Below are 15,644 nucleotides of genomic sequence, written 5' to 3'. Positions count from 1 at the left end.
CTACATCGCTCTATTTAGTATACGCTATATATAGTGTCTTTGCGTAAGTCCTGATTAATTTCCGCGGTTCGACTGGTTACGGTAAAGATTTTCTCAATGCTGGCAACCGGGAATGGGGTGCGAAAATGCACGACGATCTAATTGATGGAGTTAACTGGTTAGTTGAAAATGGTATCGCCGACAAAGATAAAATAGCTATCATGGGTGGTTCTTATGGTGGTTATGCAACATTAGCAGGATTAACTTTCACCCCAGAAGTGTTTGCTGCTGGTGTAGATATTGTCGGACCGAGTAATTTGATTACTTTAATGGAAACTATTCCACCTTATTGGGAACCTCTGAAGAAAATCTTTAGTCATCGGATGGGAGATATTGAAACAGAGCCAGAATTTTTGAAATCGCGATCGCCTCTATTTTTTGTCGATAAAATTCAGAAACCTTTATTAATAGGTCAAGGTGCGAATGACCCACGGGTGAAGGAGTCAGAAAGCGAACAAATTTTTAAAGCAATGGAAGATGCTGGTAAACCTGTCAAATATGCTTTATATACGGATGAGGGTCATGGTTTTGCTCGTCCAGAAAACCGTTTACATTTTTACGCGATCGCTGAGGAATTTTTAGCAAAATACCTGGGTGGAAGATTTGAAGCGGTAGGAAATATAGAAGGTCACTCTGGTATAGTTAAATAATTACGATGTTCAGATAATTAGGAATGAGAATTAAATAAAGTCCAGAATTTTTTTGAAAGAACTGAGATGATATGGAGTTTAAGCAATTTAACTTGTGTAGATAATAAAGTTCTCATTCCTTAGTTATAAATTCAGTATTCTTGTAGGGACATTCTATAGAATGTTCCTATTTTGCCGTATCTAAATGTAAAGTGCTATAATTTTTAGTTACGTCATACCAACTCTCAAAAGTCTTGCTACATTTTCTTGAGAGTAGGGAGTAGGATTCGACCGAATAAATAGTAATCGTGCTTAATGCCTCGAAAAGGAAGAAAGATTGGACAATTATAAAGAACGAAATTTTTTTTTATACCTAGTTAAATGGATTTGATATAATTTATTTCTGGTAAATTAAGTTTCTATAGGATTAGATTTTGATTTTTCAGAGTTTGTTAGCTATTCCTTAAATAGAATCTGATACTATCACTTAATATTCCTCAAGCTTATCATCGTTAACAATTATAAAATCAGCCATTTGCTTGGGTTTATCTTGAGCAAAGTGTAACAATTGAGCTGGAAAATATATAGTTTCGTAATCGTGCCTTAATTCTGCTTCAGAAATACCTTCCTGGTTACGATTCAACGCCCTTTGAAAAGCAGTTTCAAAACTACAGTCGATCCAAATACGATAATCAAAGTCAAATTTATCTTGGAACAAAAAGATACCTTCTAAAATTACTATTTCTCCATTTTCTATCTGATAATGATATTGTGTGTATGAATTTGAGTTACCAACATCTGCATGATTGGCAATTATGTCAACAAATCCAGTTTGTTGAAGGGGAGCAACTAATGTGGAGAACATTTCATCAAACCTAAATCCATTTTTATAGAAATGTTCTGCGGGATTTGTCTCACTGAATCGCTTTTCTGGTAATTCTAGCCATCCGTCAATTCCAATTAGATAGCTATTAATACCAATTTCTCGTAAAGAGCTATTTATTTGAGAACCGATATAGCCTTTTCCTGAACCATCAATTCCTGAAATAGCTACCATCAGAGGTTTTTTATTTTGACTTTTTTCAGATAAAGTATTAATTAAGTTCTCCATATTAACCAAGCTTGTTAACTAAGTCAAAAGTTGTTTTTGTCACGGGGATTTCTCAAGTCAGAAGTCAGAAGTTAAATACTTATTTTGTTATTTTGATAAAAATATCAAAAATATTTAACTGATAACTAATTAAAAGGCAGGATTTTATAATCAATGATTTTGATAAATTTTCCAAAATTGTCCCAACTCTAATTATACTTTAGTATAATTTTTAACTGTATTTATCCTTCAAATAGGATTATTCCTAGACAATGCTACTATTAAGACAATTAACCTAATATATAAAGTCTAAAATATTATGCTCCAATATCTTGTGGCTATGATAGCAACTGCAATCGTTGGTTATGCAGTTAACTCCTCTGTAAGAGTTATCGATCAAGGGGATGAAGCTTTAGTAGAACGCTTAGGAAAGTATCGGCGGACTTTGAGACCTGGACTTCGGTTAGTCTTACCCCTGCTAGAAAAAATAGCTTATGTTGATACTATCCGCGAACGGGTTTTGGATATTCCACCTCAGTCAGTTATCACTAATGATAATTTAACCTTACAGGTAGATGCAGTAGTGTACTGGCAAATAATAGAAATGGAGAGAGCATATTATGCAATTGAAGATGTAGGAAATGCTATCAATAATATTGTTTTAACTTCTATCCGTTCTGAAATTGGTCGTTTACCAATGCGAGAGGTTTTGTCTACAAAATCTGAAATTGATAAAGCTTTACTAAAGAAATTAGATGAAGCGACTTCTAGTTGGGGAGTAAAAGTAATTCGTGTTGAGATTCAAAATATTATTTTTCCGGAAAAAGTGCAGGCAGCGATGGAGTCGGAAAGGGTAGCTTTAAGTGAAAAACAAGCTATGATTGAACAAGCAGAAGGTGAAAAGCAAGCTGCTCTTGCTAAAGCTAGAGGACAAGCAGAGTCTATAGAGCTTCTTTCCAAAACCTTAAATTTGCCTCCAGACAGTCGTGCATTTATGCAGTTTCTGATTGCTCAAAGATATTTAGAAACTAATGAAAAATTAAGTGAAAGTGCTAATTCTAAGCTACTTTTTATGAACCCAAGAGCTATCTCAGAAGGATTAGCTGAATTAATCGAAAACTCAGGAGATTCTCCAAACCTGAAAAAACCTGATTAATATCAAGTTAAAAGTCAAGTAGGGTGCGAAGCGCCAAGCGTCACGCACCATCATCTTAATCTTAACTAAGGTTTAGGACAAGTTCCTAATTTCCAGTCAACATAAAGATCCCGGGGATCTGTATCCCTTAACCAACCAACGAACCTTTTATAATCAGATATGTTGTAAGTAGCGATACAACCAACAGTACCAGGGGCACCATAATATCGATTCCAGTCAATATGAATTTCGATCGCGCTTCTTTCAGTTCTACCAGGTTCTATATAATCTAACGGAACTGTTACTGGGCCAATACCACTTTGAAAAATTCGACCATAATAATTATCTTTACTATCAGCCCAAATAATATCCTGAATGTACCACTTTCCTTCTGGTAATGGTTCTCCAGTCATTGCACGACTCCGAGCAGCGGTACGGAAAAATTGTCTTCCAGGGGCACCGCAACAAACTTCTAATCTGTCTTGTAATTTTCCATATTTAAAATAGTCTAAGTTAAGTACATAACATCCATATCTATCTTTACGACTTGTCTTTGTTAATAGTAGATAATTTTTGTTTGTTGTCGGTGGTGGTGCAGGAGGAGGTGGAGGTGGAGCATTTCCCCATAATCTCTTCCAGGTTATAGACTCTACTGTTGCATTATCTGTGCCAAAATAATCTTTTTTAAACTCAATAACTGAAAGTTCAGTTTTCTTACCAAAAAAACCATCAAGTGATCCTGAATAATACCCTAAATCTTTCAATCTCTTTTGTAAATTTTTTACATCCTCGCCTTCACTACCTCGTACTAATACACGGTTGAGTTTTGGAGGTGTACCTTGATTATATATATCGGAAATTTTAAAAACTGAAGTTCTTTCACCAGCAGGAATTGGTTTATTAGCAGGAGCAATTACAAAATACCTCGCATTTTTATACTGAGGAAAAATACTAGCTAATAAGTCTTTATCAAACTTTTCAAGAGTTAAGATTTCTACTACTTCACCTTGGTTCCAACCTACAACTACAGTTTTCTTATTTTCATCTCGATATCCTTCTAACCAAGTTACTTTATCTTGTTCGGAAATTTCACCTTCTAAAGGTTTTTCTTCTCCTCCACTTTTCAGAAATAACCTCTTTTCATCAGCACGACGAGATACTAACCCTGGTAGTGGTACCTTGACACCACGAACTACGCCATTTACCCAACGGGAAAATTCATTAGCTGCTCCTCGATAATCTCCTTGATTTAGTTTTCTTAATAAGGTACTACCTTGAAATGCGCCAGTTCCTACATTATAAGAAAAAGATACTAGAGCATCGAATTGGTTTTGATTAACAGGAACTTTGATGAGTTGAGAAATTTCTTCGGCTTTTTTGCCACATTCATACCTGAGGTATCCTTCTGCATCTCTTTCTGAAATTCTGTCTCCTAGACGAACTGTTTGTCCATTCGGATAACGAATGGTTCCATATCCAATAGTTGGTATTCCTACTGGATCTAGATAAGCATTCAGAAAAAGTCCTTCCCATTTCTTGATTAAATCCAGGCAATTTTGTGAGATTTGCATTGTTGACAGTTCCTATTTACAACTAAACAGTTAATGTTTTGATTAATTGATAATTAATCAAAATATTAATTAGCTATATTTTTCAAGGTCTTGATTTTCAAGAATAGGTATTTTCCATATCTTACCAAAAATTACTTGTTTTTGGAAAAAAAAAAGCAATCGGCGGATTGGTTCTGATAATTTTTATAACAGTTAATTTTAACTGAAAACTTTGAAATTATGTATCTTACCAATAAGAATCTTCAACCTACCTCTCAATAAACTAATACGCATTTAAAATTCATATGATTCAAGTCAAATAGGGTTGTCCTTTGAATGAGGCACAAAATAATAGGTTATTTAAATGCACAACGGCTTATAAAACTACAAAATAGGCAAACTTTATACCCAAAGTTTGTAAATTAGAACTTATTGAGATTGTCCACAAGCTGGCTGGGGTTCTCCAATTTGGTAAATCTCAGAAAGCTTTGAGGTTTAACACTGATAATATAGTTAAGTACCTATGCCAAATTAATTTAACCTTTTTAGGAGAAGAAAAATTGCCCACTCTTGGTGTCAACATAGACCACGTTGCCACAATTAGACAAGCGCGACAAACTGTAGAACCAGATCCAGTAGCAGCAGCAGTTTTAGCTGAACTAGCTGGTGCTGATGGTATTACTGTCCATCTGCGCGAAGACCGTCGCCATATTCAAGAACGAGATGTCCGTATTCTCCGACAAACAGTACGGACTCATTTGAATCTAGAAATGGCCCCTACTGATGAAATGGTGGCAATCGCTCTGGAAATTCAACCAGACTATATTACTCTTGTACCAGAACGGCGGGAAGAAGTAACTACTGAAGGGGGGTTGGATGTGGCAGGAAATCTTCCCCAGATGAGAGAAGTCGTAACCCAATTACAGGGAGCCGGTATTCCTGTCAGTATGTTTATTGATGCAGAAAAAGCTCAGATAGAAGCTTCAGCCACAATTCAGGCCAAGTTTATTGAACTCCATACAGGATCTTATGCTGAAGCTGAAGATGAGTCTACACGCCACAAAGAATTGACTATTTTGGCAGATGGGTGCAAAATAGCGATCGCTGCTGGTCTCCGGGTAAATGCTGGACATGGCCTTACTTATTGGAATGTTTATCCAGTTGCTTGTCTAGAAGGTATGGAAGAACTCAACATTGGTCATACAATTATTTCTAGGGCGGTACTCGTTGGTATGGAGCGAGCTGTCCGTGAAATGAAACTTGCTATTCATGGCAAGTTCTAATTACTAATTTCTAATTGATAGATGGAAATGCAAACTTACTATTACGTCTTAGCTAGTCAAAAATTTTTAATGGAGGAAGAACCCCTGGAGGAAGTATTCAGGGAGCGCATTAGAGATTATCACGAGAAGGAAAAGGAAATAGATTTTTGGCAAGTTCCTCAACCTGCCTTTTTAGAAGCTCCTGAACTAGCTAGCATTAAAGTAAAATGTCCTCAACCTGCTGCAGCGATTATTTCTACTAATTCTCACTTTATTACTTGGTTGAAATTACGCTTAGAGTTTGTAGCTACAGGAGAATTTCAAGCACCTTCAGATACTATTCCTCAACCTTTGGCTTCTCTGGCACCAAGTTCTACTCAAGATTCTTAATATATAAGTATTTCTTAAGGAATACTGTGCCAACAGCTGTCAGCTTTCAGCTATTAGTTATTAACTTATTTTCACATTTATGAGGATTTAGTATCTGAGGATAACTAAAAGTCAAGTTAAACTAATGCTTAATTTATTAAAAAGCTGGCAGCTGATAGCTAATAGCTGGATGCCTACTTGACTATTAACTATTTTTTCGCAATGACTAATACTCAACTGCAACTGAATAAACCTTGGTTGGGGAGGCTAAAAACTTTTATGGCCTCGGCTTTTTTATTCTTGTCATTTTTGACAACTGAAGCAAAATATGCCATGGCTATTGAAGATTGTCAATCTCCTGCTAGTGATGAATACTTATTAGTCATAGTTACAGAGACACCTGCAAATCAAGATATAGTTAGTCGCAGTCTACCACCAGATATCACAATAGATGTCTGTCGCTACATTGACCAAACTGTTAGTACGATCCGGGGTTTTGATGACAAGGATGTGGCGAGTGATTGGGCAAGATATATTCAAGATATTGTAGGATTGCGTGCCTATGTAGTTAGACCAAGTGAGGAAATACAAGTGCCTGACGGGCCATTGCCTGCACCTCCAGAAATAGGCTTTAATCCTCAACCTTTAGGTAGTGGTTATGCTGTTCTAGTAGATTATAATAATCAACCAGAAATAGCTTTACAATTGGAAAGAAGTTTAGGGCGTAATATAGGTTTAGCTGCCTATGGACAAAAACCTTTTCTATTAGTAACCTATACGCGCGGACGTCGAGCTGCTACAAATAGTATGTTTAACTTAAGCGATCGTGGATTTTTAGCTTTTGTTGTAGATAGTAGTAGGGTGACATTAATTAGTCCTAGAATTAAATTAACCAATTAATAACTGAAACTTGCAACCCAAGATACAGCTACTCCCAAACAAAAACCTACTATAACCTGTACAGGAGTATGACCTAACAACTCTTTAAGACGGTCTTGATTAAGATGATGGTCTTCCTGGAACAATTCATCTACAATTTGATTAAGAATTCGAGCTTGTAATCCTGCTGCTTGACGAACTCCTGCTGCATCATACATCACAATAATCGCAAAAACTAAAGCGAGGGCAAACTCTGGACTAGCCCAACCCTTTGTCTGGCCTACTCCTACTGCCAATGCCGCTACAAATGCAGAATGAGCACTAGGCATTCCACCACTTGTAAATAAAGCTTGTAGATTAATCTTATGATGTTGAACTAACTCTACCACTATCTTAAAAAATTGAGCCATGAGACAAGCCAGGAGAGCAACCCATAGAACATGGTTATCCATAATTTCGCCAATATTCTCCATATTACCCTCCTAGTTACTGCGGCTGATAATAAAATCTGCTAAAGCTATTAGTGGCAATGCCTTTTCTCCAAAAACTTCTAACTCTGCCTTGGCATTCTGAACAAGTATTTGAGCCTGACACCGAGATTTTTCTAATCCCCAAATTGCTGGATAGGTTGCTTTCTGAGCCTCAAGATCCTTTCCTGCAGTTTTTCCTAGCTCTTCTGTAGTAGCAGTAATATCGAGAATATCATCAACTATTTGAAAAGCCAAACCAATATTTTGAGCATAGCGGGAAAGTTTCTCTACATTAGTTTGGGATGCACTGGCAAGTATAGCGCCACAAACTACACAAGCTTCTAAAAGAGCACCTGTTTTATGAGTATGGATAAAATGTAATGTTTCTTCAGATACTTGTGAGAGACCCTCTGAAGCTAAGTCCACTACTTGGCCTCCCACTAACCCTGCTGCTCCAACAGCTTTTCCCAATCGAGCAATGACTTGTAGAACTTGTTGTGGTAGTACATTCTTGGTTTGAGTAGCTACAAACTCAAAAGCATAGCTTAATAAACCATCACCTGCAAGAATTGCAATATCTTCACCATAAACTTTATGATTTGTCAACTTGCCTCGGCGATAATCATCGTTATCCATTGCAGGTAAATCATCATGGATTAAGGACATGGTGTGAATCATTTCTAATGCACAGGCAGTAGGCATTGCCATTTCTATGTTTCCACCTGATAATTCACAGGTCGCCAAACAAAGAATTGGACGTAAACGCTTACCACCTGCTAGTAGGGAATAGCGCATTGCCTCATAAATTTTTTCTGGGTAGACTGTGCTGATAGAATTGTCAAGAGCTTTTTCAACTAGAGCTTTTCGCTCTGTTAAATAGGTAGATAGGTCAAAATTTGTATCTATTTGAAATTGAGGAACCATGGGATTAATCTGGTGGCCATTATTTGGCATTAGCACCATAGATTATACACTTTATTGGTTTCAATCCCTAAATTTATTTGTTTCAAGAAGAAAGCAAAAAGCAAGTATTAAAGTTACACAGATGGCGAGGTCGAGCTTTCCTATATATAGTGTTGACAAAAGTAAACTATCTTACAATACTATTTATGGATATAGACAGCAATACTCACACAATGATCGGGTTACATTAGCAAATCGTTATATCAAGTCAGGTAGCATCAGTATTGTAAGTAAGGGTAAGGAAGAAGGAAGAAGTAAGAAGGCTTAAAAGCTGGAAAAAACTTAAATTTCCTGTAGATATTTACCCTAACTTTTACACAAACGATACCAGCAGATATGATATTATTTATGGAATCTATATCATTGGGAAAAAACTACTAACTAATTGGCCTTCATATATCTTCTTGCTTAAACTATAGAACTCCATGAAGAAAGATACGAAAAATATTATGAATTAGGGTACATATTTGTACAAAAAGCTCTTAAATATTCAGAAATCAGTAAAATTAAAGATGAAATACAAAGTATCAATTATAAAAATCTTCCAGGAACTATTTTTGAGAAAGATGACTCAACCTTAAAATCAATACATGGAATAAATCTTTACAGTAATACTATAGATAAAATTTCTAGACATCCAGAAATTCTTAAGCCTGTTACTGATATTTTGAAAGGAAACGTTTATATCTATCAATCTAAATTCAATTGCAAATACAGAGTTTAAAGGTGGTTTTTATCCATGGCACCAAAACTACCTACACTGGTACTATGAAGATAAAATACCAAAGCCAGAAATGATCAATAGTTGCAATAGTTGCAATATTTTTAGATTAAGTTAGCGAGTTTAATGGTCCAATTTTTCTAGTTCCAAGATCGCATAAGGAATCCAGAATTGGTTATGGAATTGGAGCAAAGCAGCAGGCACTATATTCAAGTGATATAGAATGGACCCAAAATACAACAGATATTAAGTATCCAGTTGGGAGAAAGATAGCTAAAGATTTAATTACCGAAAATGGTATTGATATACCAAAAGGGAAAGCAGGAGGAGTATTATTTTTTCATGTAGACTGTGTTCATGGATCTAGCAACAATATCTCACCGTACGAAAAAAACTGTAGAAAATCGTGACAGCTTTTATCTTGATATTGGATTAACCAATACAGGCTGTACGGCACAGCTCACTATTCCCTCGGCAGTAAATGCCTCTGGGAATTTCTTTCTAATTATCTGAAGACTGGCGTTGATATCGGCATTAATTACTTTACCTGTTGCACTTCTGAATAAGCCACGTTTGACTCGCTTGCCTACATAGTTTTCATAGCATATTGGTTTTTCTAAGTCAATAGCAGATGTTTTACTGGTGTAACTTTCTTCAGTTTCAATAACTTTGATCCCAACCAGTTGACATTTATAAGTTATCTGTTGAATTAGCTTAGAGTGTGGTATTTGGGTAAAGTTTTGATTGTTTTTTTTGCCTATCTTTGCACCTTGTTTCCAGTTATCATTTTGGCCTATGACTACAGTACCAATATTATTTGTGGTTAAATACTCAACCACTAATTTGCTGGTGTTATGCAGATAATTCTCGACAAAACGATTTCGGCGGTAGGTTAACGCTTCAATCTTACGGCTAGTTTTTTTCTGGCCTGATAACGCACTTTGGTACTTAGCTTTTCGCTTGTTATATAATTGATTGACACTTTTTAGTGGCTTCCCGTTAATCAGCAGTGGTTTGATACCAGGCTTATTTGTAGATAGAGCTACTAACCGGTCAATTCCTAAGTCTATTCCGGCTATATATGTTGAATGTATTTGTGGCTGATTTGTTTTTTCATAGACAACTTCGATTATATAGCAGGCAGTAGCAGGTACTATCCTCACTTCGATGACAGTATCCACAACTACAGGTATTTTAATTTGACTCATAGATAAGTGACAAATACCATTCTTCAAACTTGCTCTATAGACTGATTCCTTTGAATATATAACTACATTTCTACCTTTGGTTTTGTCCTTATATTTGGGTATTTTGGGCTTACCTAAAAACTTTCCTGGATGTTTTGACCATTCTTTTATAGCCTGAAAATAACCATGCCAAGTGGCAATCAAGCATTTGATTATTTGTTTTGATACTTTAGTTGGTAATGCTCTATAGGCATCACTATCTTTGGTAGCGTGGTACAGTTTAGTTAAATCCAAACTATAACCAGTACTAAAAAAATGCTGACGACAATAATAATTAGCCAAATTATACAAGTTTTTAGACTTAAAGGCTAATTCATCACAAACTCGCCAAAAGTTATGTGTTCGGTTAATAATATGTCTATCAACAAGTCGCATTCACTCGCTATTTTTGATAATTTATTGTTACCTATTTAATATTACAACACTTTTGTAAGTTTTACAACTATTTTCTACGGTTTAAGTTTAACAGTTAATAACCCTTCAAAAGAGATATGCTCATATTGATATATAATAGAGTAGACAACATACCTGTAAGAGATAAAATCACTTATCGTCCTGAGTATCTAGCTAGCAGAAACTATAAACCGTTGGAAATAGCTATTCCTCAACATGATGTGTAATCAAAGAGTAGCAAATAAGCATAATAATTAAATCTTTCGGAAGAACTAACAATGAAATATTTAGAAGCTGAAAAATTACGCCAACAGCTAGCAGATGGAGTAGAGGATGTTTGGATACCATCACCCAAGTTAAAATATTATGAAACTGGAAGTGAACTTTTAGAGCTGATATTGTCGGACGAAAAGTATTACTTGGCTAGAAAAGAGCAAGAGTTGATCGATCTTCATTACAAATCGATTATGGATTTTGGTGACTACTCACGTCAGCACACGATCGTCGATCTGGGTTCGGGTTCGGGGAAAAAGACATTTCCTTTTTTGAAAGAAGCGCTAGAAAGGTTTCAAGGTGTCTATTATATTCCTATTGATACGGCACAATCTGCAATCGATCTCTGTCATAAAAACGTTGAAAAAGAATTTCCCGGATTACCTGTCATTTCTCATATTGATTCTTGGGAAATTTGTATGAAAAGTGAATTTTACAATCGTTTCAGAGATACTAATATCACTGTCTTCTTACTCGGATCTACTATTGGCAACTTCTCAGAATCAGAGAGCTTAGAATTTATCAACAAATTCATGAATATATTCTCGAGTATAGAGAATTCTAGGCTTGTAATTATGTTTGATAGTGCACCTTCCGAACATAAATCGGTTGAGGTTATTGAAGATGCTTACAATATCGAAGCAATGAAGAAGATTGACTGGCACATGATAAAAATGATCAATAAGTATCTTGAGATAGATATTCCATTAGATAAGTTGAAACGTTATTCGGAATTTGACAATAGCAAGAAAGGAGTAGTACGTTGGATGGAGCTTACTGAAGATTGCACGATTTCGTACACATCTGAGAAGCAGAAGTTAGCACTACTTAGAAAAGGAACACGAATACAAACAGAAATTTCTCGAAAATATAGTCAGGAAAATATTTTTATGATGGCAAAAAATGCCAATACAAAGATTTGGATGACACCTGACTATTATTATATGTGTGCAGCCTTTCAGCCATAGCTCGAATGGCTTCAATTTAAACTAGGATAGGATGCTATGTAAAGATTACAGGTTGATTGATTTTTTTGAAAAATATATTTCTCAAGCAATCTCATTAATCTCTGGATCAAAATAGTTTGATGCTTAGATTTGTGCTTTATTAATTAGGGTTTGCTGAAAAAGTCTTTTTTAAGGATTAGGGGAGTAATTTTTTTGCCCAGCTCTTGCCAAAAATGCTAACTTTTTGAGTATAAAGAGCTAAAAACCAGGTACTTTTTCAATACCTGAAAAGGCACTTACCTTTATTCGTTCATGCTTTGAGATTTAATCAGCAAACTCTAATTGGTAATTAGTATTAGGAGATTTTTTCTATAAATAAAGGTTGATTTTTTTTTAATTTAACATTCTTTGATTATATATGACTATAGCAGTTCCCATACTGGTAGTAATTTGTACTTCTCTTGATTTATGTTAAACAAAGACCAAATTTATTTTCTGGAGATATCTAAAAGTATTGGCAAGTTAAATTATTCCAGCAAATCACTCCAACGTTCTACAGTATTTTGTAATAACATTGCTACAGTCATTGGGCCAACTCCTCCAGGTACAGGAGTAATATATTCTGCTACCTCTGCCACAGAGTCAAATTGAACGTCTCCTACTAACCGACTATTACCCCCTTCATCTGTAACTCGGTTAATGCCTACATCTATTACTACTGCTCCTGGTTTGACCATCTCAGCAGTAATCATGTTTGGTTTACCTACTGCTGCGACAAGAATATCTGCATTCCTGGTTATGACCTCTAAATTTTGAGACCGTGAATGGGCGACTGTTACTGTACTATTGGCCTCAAGTAACATTAATGCCATTGGTTTACCCACTAAAATGCTTCGCCCTAGTACAACGGCTTGTTTTCCTTGTAATTGAATGTTATATTCCTGTAGCAAGCGCATGACTCCTGCCGGAGTACAACTGCGTAAACCCTTTTCACCACGGAGCAGTTGTCCAAGATTCATAGGATGGAGTCCATCTACGTCTTTGCTGGGGTCAATTTGGTAAAGTAATGAAGTAGAGTCTAAATGTTCTGGTAGAGGTAACTGTACAAGAATACCGTCTACTTGTGGGTCTTGGTTTAATTTTTGAATTACTTGGGTTAGTTCAGCTTGAGATGTTTGAGCTGGAAAATGTTTCCCGAAGGAGGCAATACCTACTTTTGCGCAAGATTTTTCTTTGTTACGGACATATACTGCACTAGCAGGGTTATCTCCCACCATCAATACTGCTAAACCAGGAGGACGACCAATTTTACTTTGTAGAGACTGAACTTTTTGTTGGAGTTCAGCTTTGATTTTTTTGGCCAGAGCTTTACCATCTAATTGATTTGTCATTGCTATTTCCTGTTTGATTTTTGATTTTAAAAGCTGTATCTAATGACTTCTAGATAAAATTGTTTATTTCAATTTTTGATTTTGAAATTAATTATCTTGTTAATTCAGAATAATAATAGTATGCTTATCAGTATATAAAAGTAGATTTTGTGATGTTTTTAAATAAATAAAAATAATGTTTAATTTTTAGCACTCAAATAGAATTAAATCTTTTCTTGGTATTATAGATAGACAAAATTATCTTATTTGTGTGGTAATATTTTTATCCTAGTTTTTTGAGAAAACAAGACTTCAGAAGTGAGAATTGAAAGAATTTTGGTATAAATTTTAAATATTAATAAATTGATGAGAATAATCAATTTGTAATTGCTATAGTAATAAGCAGAAAATTATTATGTAAATTATCAATAGGGAAAAAAGTTTTGATGATAACTAGAGCACCGACTAAAAAAGCTTTGGGAAGAAATTACATACAAATATTTCAGAGATTTCCGTCTTGGTTTTTGCTGCTTAATTCTGCTTTATTAAATGCATTGTTTGATAAATTTAGAATTATTATGATTATGTTTTTGGTGACAGGACTAATTAGTTGCAGTCAAATTACACAAACAGCTATTAAATTAAATCTTAATGTAAGTCGAATTGATAAAATTCAAACAAAAGGTAAAATTGATAATCAAGTATATTTAAAAGGTACTGTAGAAAGCCGTGCCCCATTTATAGAAACAGGCGCTTATGAATTGGCGGATAATACAGGGAGTATTTGGATATTTACTACGGCAGAATTACCAAAGATAGGAACAGAAATAACAATTAAAGGGAAAATACGTTATCAAAGTATTGTTGTTTCAGAATTAGGTAATCAGGATGTTGGAGATTTTTATATAGAGGAGCTAGAACGAATAGAAGAAGAGAATTATGAACAACAATAATCTACCTCATGTGGCGATCGCTATTCTTTACCGAGAAGGGAAATTTCTCCTACAATTACGAGATGATATTCCTGGTATTGCTCATCCTGGTAAATGGGCTTTTTTTGGGGGTCATATAGAACCAGGAGAAACATCAGAAGCGGCTGTAAAACGAGAATTAGCTGAAGAAATAAGTTATGCACCTGATATAGTGTCTGAGTTTGGTGTTTACTATGATACTAATGTTGTTCGTCATGTATTTTATGCTCCCTTAACTGTAGAATTAAAAGATTTAGTTTTGGCAGAAGGTTGGGATATGGGATTATTAAGTCCAGCAGAAATTAAGGCAGGTAAAGCTTATTCTGAGAATGCAGGAATGGAGCGATCGCTTGGTGAATTTCATCAAAAAATTATCTTAGATTTTATGGATAAATATGGCACTTTAATTGATTAAAACTTTGGAAGTAATAGACTGAGACAACGAATTTTGTGCATTATATCTTTAGGGCGAGTTTATTTTATCTGATAGTTCAACTCATTAATTTAAAGTATAACTTGCCTCTACCATTGTATAATTTTAGGAGTATTATATCACTACTTAACTTAGTTAACTAATTCCCGTAAATATTTAGCAGAAACTTATGCTACGAATTTTGTCCGTTGGTTATTGGCAATTAACCCTATTAATGTATAGGTAATTAAAACACAAATTATTCCTGAACCTATTTGATATGATGCTTTGATTCTGCTACAAATCGATCAGAAAATTCTAAATGTAGAATTTCAAATTTTTGCTTACTCTGATCCACCAATTCTTTTATGACGAGAGTAGAAGGAGAAAACATAAAGTTAAGGCATTACTTAGCAAGACTAGATCGAAAAACCTTGTGTTATTCACAGATCTGTTTCAGAGATGAAACTATTCTGTTCCCTTGCTAATCCACTATCTTTATCAGAAAGATATATCTGTTCCCTATCGTTCATAGCTCAATTCAGCAACGTCATTAATTTTTACAGAATTATTAATTATTAATTGTTAATTAAATAATTGTGGTTTAAAGCCTACCCTTGGATAGGGGAAAAAGCGGTCGTTTGCGGAGCATTCCGAAGGATGGGATGCCGAGGTCTCCGTTCCCTCCGGGACGCTACGCGTTTCATGTCGGCGACAGCCGAAACGGCATATCCAATCGACCAAGAGAGCGGTCGTTTGCGGAGCAGTCCGTTAGGATGGGATGGCGAGGTTTCCCGCTCTTACAGAGCCGCTCCGAATTGCGCCATATCCAATCGACCAAGAGAAAAGTGCTAGGATATTTCCCAATTTTCAATCAAGAACGGTTTTAACCAGAGGTAATTATCAATTATCCATTATCAATTA

Annotated in this window: 16 protein-coding genes and 2 pseudogenes; 12 read left to right on the top strand and 6 right to left on the bottom strand. The window is 35.3% G+C overall.

Features of this window, described 5'->3' with window-relative positions:
* Positions 1–50: 50 nt before the first annotated feature.
* Positions 51–689, top strand: a complete 639-nt coding sequence (locus ACP6PL_RS29105) for an alpha/beta hydrolase family protein (RefSeq protein ID WP_426548841.1) — start codon at positions 51–53, stop codon at positions 687–689.
* 466 nt (positions 690–1,155) lie between these two features.
* On the opposite strand, the gene ACP6PL_RS29100 is transcribed toward ACP6PL_RS29105, so the two are convergent.
* Positions 1,156–1,779, bottom strand: a complete 624-nt coding sequence (locus ACP6PL_RS29100; protein ID WP_426548837.1) for a uridine kinase family protein — start codon at positions 1,777–1,779, stop codon at positions 1,156–1,158.
* 298 nt (positions 1,780–2,077) lie between these two features.
* On the opposite strand from ACP6PL_RS29100, the gene ACP6PL_RS29095 reads away from it, so the two are divergent.
* Positions 2,078–2,914 (top strand): SPFH domain-containing protein, encoded by an 837-nt coding sequence (locus ACP6PL_RS29095; protein ID WP_426548836.1) that lies wholly within the window; start codon positions 2,078–2,080, stop codon positions 2,912–2,914.
* Between the two features lie 65 nt (positions 2,915–2,979).
* On the opposite strand, the gene ACP6PL_RS29090 is transcribed toward ACP6PL_RS29095, so the two are convergent.
* Positions 2,980–4,464 carry a glycoside hydrolase family protein gene (locus tag ACP6PL_RS29090; RefSeq protein ID WP_426548835.1) on the bottom strand — a complete coding sequence of 495 codons (1,485 nt, stop codon included), beginning with the start codon at positions 4,462–4,464 and terminating at the stop codon, positions 2,980–2,982.
* 539 nt (positions 4,465–5,003) lie between these two features.
* Between ACP6PL_RS29090 and ACP6PL_RS29085 the strand changes: the two genes are divergently transcribed.
* The 3 genes from ACP6PL_RS29085 (at position 5,004) to ACP6PL_RS29075 (ending at position 6,974) form a co-directional block, all read left to right on the top strand.
* Positions 5,004–5,726, top strand: a complete 723-nt coding sequence (locus ACP6PL_RS29085; protein WP_426548840.1) for a pyridoxine 5'-phosphate synthase — start codon at positions 5,004–5,006, stop codon at positions 5,724–5,726.
* Positions 5,727–5,753: 27 nt separating this feature from the next.
* Positions 5,754–6,095, top strand: a complete 342-nt coding sequence (locus ACP6PL_RS29080; protein WP_426548839.1) for an MgPME-cyclase complex family protein — start codon at positions 5,754–5,756, stop codon at positions 6,093–6,095.
* Between the two features lie 201 nt (positions 6,096–6,296).
* On the top strand, positions 6,297–6,974 hold the full coding sequence (locus ACP6PL_RS29075) for a hypothetical protein (RefSeq protein WP_426548834.1): 678 nt from the start codon (positions 6,297–6,299) through the stop codon (positions 6,972–6,974).
* Here the strand turns inward: ACP6PL_RS29075 and ACP6PL_RS29070 are convergent.
* Together ACP6PL_RS29070 and crtE are read right to left on the bottom strand one after the other, a co-directional pair.
* Positions 6,971–7,426 carry a divergent PAP2 family protein gene (locus tag ACP6PL_RS29070; RefSeq protein ID WP_426548833.1) on the bottom strand — a complete coding sequence of 152 codons (456 nt, stop codon included), beginning with the start codon at positions 7,424–7,426 and terminating at the stop codon, positions 6,971–6,973. The genes ACP6PL_RS29075 and ACP6PL_RS29070 overlap by 4 nt on opposite strands.
* A gap of 9 nt (positions 7,427–7,435) precedes the next feature.
* Positions 7,436–8,347: a geranylgeranyl diphosphate synthase CrtE gene (gene crtE / locus ACP6PL_RS29065; protein ID WP_426548832.1), complete on the bottom strand. Its 912-nt coding sequence runs from the start codon at positions 8,345–8,347 to the stop codon at positions 7,436–7,438.
* Here crtE and ACP6PL_RS29060 point away from each other — a divergent pair.
* The gene (locus ACP6PL_RS29060) at positions 8,346–8,654 is read left to right on the top strand and encodes a hypothetical protein (protein WP_426548831.1); all 309 of its coding nucleotides are present in this window, start codon (positions 8,346–8,348) and stop codon (positions 8,652–8,654) included. The two genes, crtE and ACP6PL_RS29060, sit on opposite strands and share 2 nt — an antisense overlap.
* A 584-nt stretch (positions 8,655–9,238) precedes the next feature.
* Positions 9,239–9,517, top strand: a pseudogene (locus tag ACP6PL_RS29055) (hypothetical protein); the annotation flags it as partial.
* Between the two features lie 6 nt (positions 9,518–9,523).
* On the opposite strand, the gene ACP6PL_RS29050 reads toward ACP6PL_RS29055, so the two are convergent.
* Positions 9,524–10,729 carry an RNA-guided endonuclease InsQ/TnpB family protein gene (locus ACP6PL_RS29050; RefSeq protein ID WP_426548830.1) on the bottom strand — a complete coding sequence of 402 codons (1,206 nt, stop codon included), beginning with the start codon at positions 10,727–10,729 and terminating at the stop codon, positions 9,524–9,526.
* Positions 10,730–10,845: 116 nt separating this feature from the next.
* On the opposite strand from ACP6PL_RS29050, the gene ACP6PL_RS29045 reads away from it, so the two are divergent.
* On the top strand, positions 10,846–10,974 hold the full coding sequence (locus tag ACP6PL_RS29045; protein WP_426548829.1) for a hypothetical protein: 129 nt from the start codon (positions 10,846–10,848) through the stop codon (positions 10,972–10,974).
* 51 nt (positions 10,975–11,025) lie between these two features.
* Positions 11,026–11,988: an L-histidine N(alpha)-methyltransferase gene (locus ACP6PL_RS29040; protein WP_426548828.1), complete on the top strand. Its 963-nt coding sequence runs from the start codon at positions 11,026–11,028 to the stop codon at positions 11,986–11,988.
* A 506-nt stretch (positions 11,989–12,494) separates the two neighbouring features.
* Here the strand turns inward: ACP6PL_RS29040 and folD are convergent.
* The gene (folD, locus tag ACP6PL_RS29035; RefSeq protein ID WP_426548827.1) at positions 12,495–13,358 is read right to left on the bottom strand and encodes a bifunctional methylenetetrahydrofolate dehydrogenase/methenyltetrahydrofolate cyclohydrolase FolD; all 864 of its coding nucleotides are present in this window, start codon (positions 13,356–13,358) and stop codon (positions 12,495–12,497) included.
* A gap of 425 nt (positions 13,359–13,783) precedes the next feature.
* Here folD and ACP6PL_RS29030 point away from each other — a divergent pair, with 425 nt between their 5' ends.
* The 3 genes and pseudogenes from ACP6PL_RS29030 to ACP6PL_RS29020 all read left to right on the top strand — a co-directional run.
* Complete coding sequence (locus ACP6PL_RS29030; protein WP_426548826.1) at positions 13,784–14,290, top strand: hypothetical protein; 507 nt, start codon at positions 13,784–13,786, stop codon at positions 14,288–14,290.
* A complete protein-coding gene (locus ACP6PL_RS29025) occupies positions 14,277–14,723 on the top strand; it encodes an NUDIX hydrolase (protein WP_426548825.1) in 447 nt (148 codons plus the stop codon). The genes ACP6PL_RS29030 and ACP6PL_RS29025 overlap by 14 nt, the downstream gene beginning before the upstream one ends.
* A gap of 365 nt (positions 14,724–15,088) precedes the next feature.
* Positions 15,089–15,255, top strand: a pseudogene (locus ACP6PL_RS29020) (IS1 family transposase); the annotation flags it as partial.
* Positions 15,256–15,644: the final 389 nt, after the last annotated feature.

The organism is Dapis purpurea BLCC-M126 (genome assembly GCF_050015975.1).
Classification (GTDB): domain Bacteria; phylum Cyanobacteriota; class Cyanobacteriia; order Cyanobacteriales; family Microcoleaceae; genus Trichodesmium.
Note: the sequence above shows the minus strand (reverse complement) of the source record. Positions and strands in the feature narration are given on the sequence as shown.

Bases quoted from the DNA above. Each gene is read 5' to 3' on its own strand.
- folD (WP_426548827.1), bottom strand. From the start codon at position 13,358: ATGACAAATCAATTAGATGGTAAAGCTCTGGCCAAAAAAATCAAAGCT.
- crtE (WP_426548832.1), bottom strand. From the start codon at position 8,347: ATGGTTCCTCAATTTCAAATAGATACAAATTTTGACCTATCTACCTAT.
- ACP6PL_RS29030 (WP_426548826.1), top strand. From the start codon at position 13,784: ATGATAACTAGAGCACCGACTAAAAAAGCTTTGGGAAGAAATTACATA.
- ACP6PL_RS29090 (WP_426548835.1), bottom strand. From the start codon at position 4,464: ATGCAAATCTCACAAAATTGCCTGGATTTAATCAAGAAATGGGAAGGA.
- ACP6PL_RS29060 (WP_426548831.1), top strand. From the start codon at position 8,346: ATGGGATTAATCTGGTGGCCATTATTTGGCATTAGCACCATAGATTAT.
- ACP6PL_RS29070 (WP_426548833.1), bottom strand. From the start codon at position 7,426: ATGGAGAATATTGGCGAAATTATGGATAACCATGTTCTATGGGTTGCT.
- ACP6PL_RS29080 (WP_426548839.1), top strand. From the start codon at position 5,754: ATGCAAACTTACTATTACGTCTTAGCTAGTCAAAAATTTTTAATGGAG.
- ACP6PL_RS29100 (WP_426548837.1), bottom strand. From the start codon at position 1,779: ATGGAGAACTTAATTAATACTTTATCTGAAAAAAGTCAAAATAAAAAA.
- ACP6PL_RS29025 (WP_426548825.1), top strand. From the start codon at position 14,277: ATGAACAACAATAATCTACCTCATGTGGCGATCGCTATTCTTTACCGA.
- ACP6PL_RS29040 (WP_426548828.1), top strand. From the start codon at position 11,026: ATGAAATATTTAGAAGCTGAAAAATTACGCCAACAGCTAGCAGATGGA.
- ACP6PL_RS29045 (WP_426548829.1), top strand. From the start codon at position 10,846: ATGCTCATATTGATATATAATAGAGTAGACAACATACCTGTAAGAGAT.
- ACP6PL_RS29050 (WP_426548830.1), bottom strand. From the start codon at position 10,729: ATGCGACTTGTTGATAGACATATTATTAACCGAACACATAACTTTTGG.
- ACP6PL_RS29095 (WP_426548836.1), top strand. From the start codon at position 2,078: ATGCTCCAATATCTTGTGGCTATGATAGCAACTGCAATCGTTGGTTAT.
- ACP6PL_RS29075 (WP_426548834.1), top strand. From the start codon at position 6,297: ATGACTAATACTCAACTGCAACTGAATAAACCTTGGTTGGGGAGGCTA.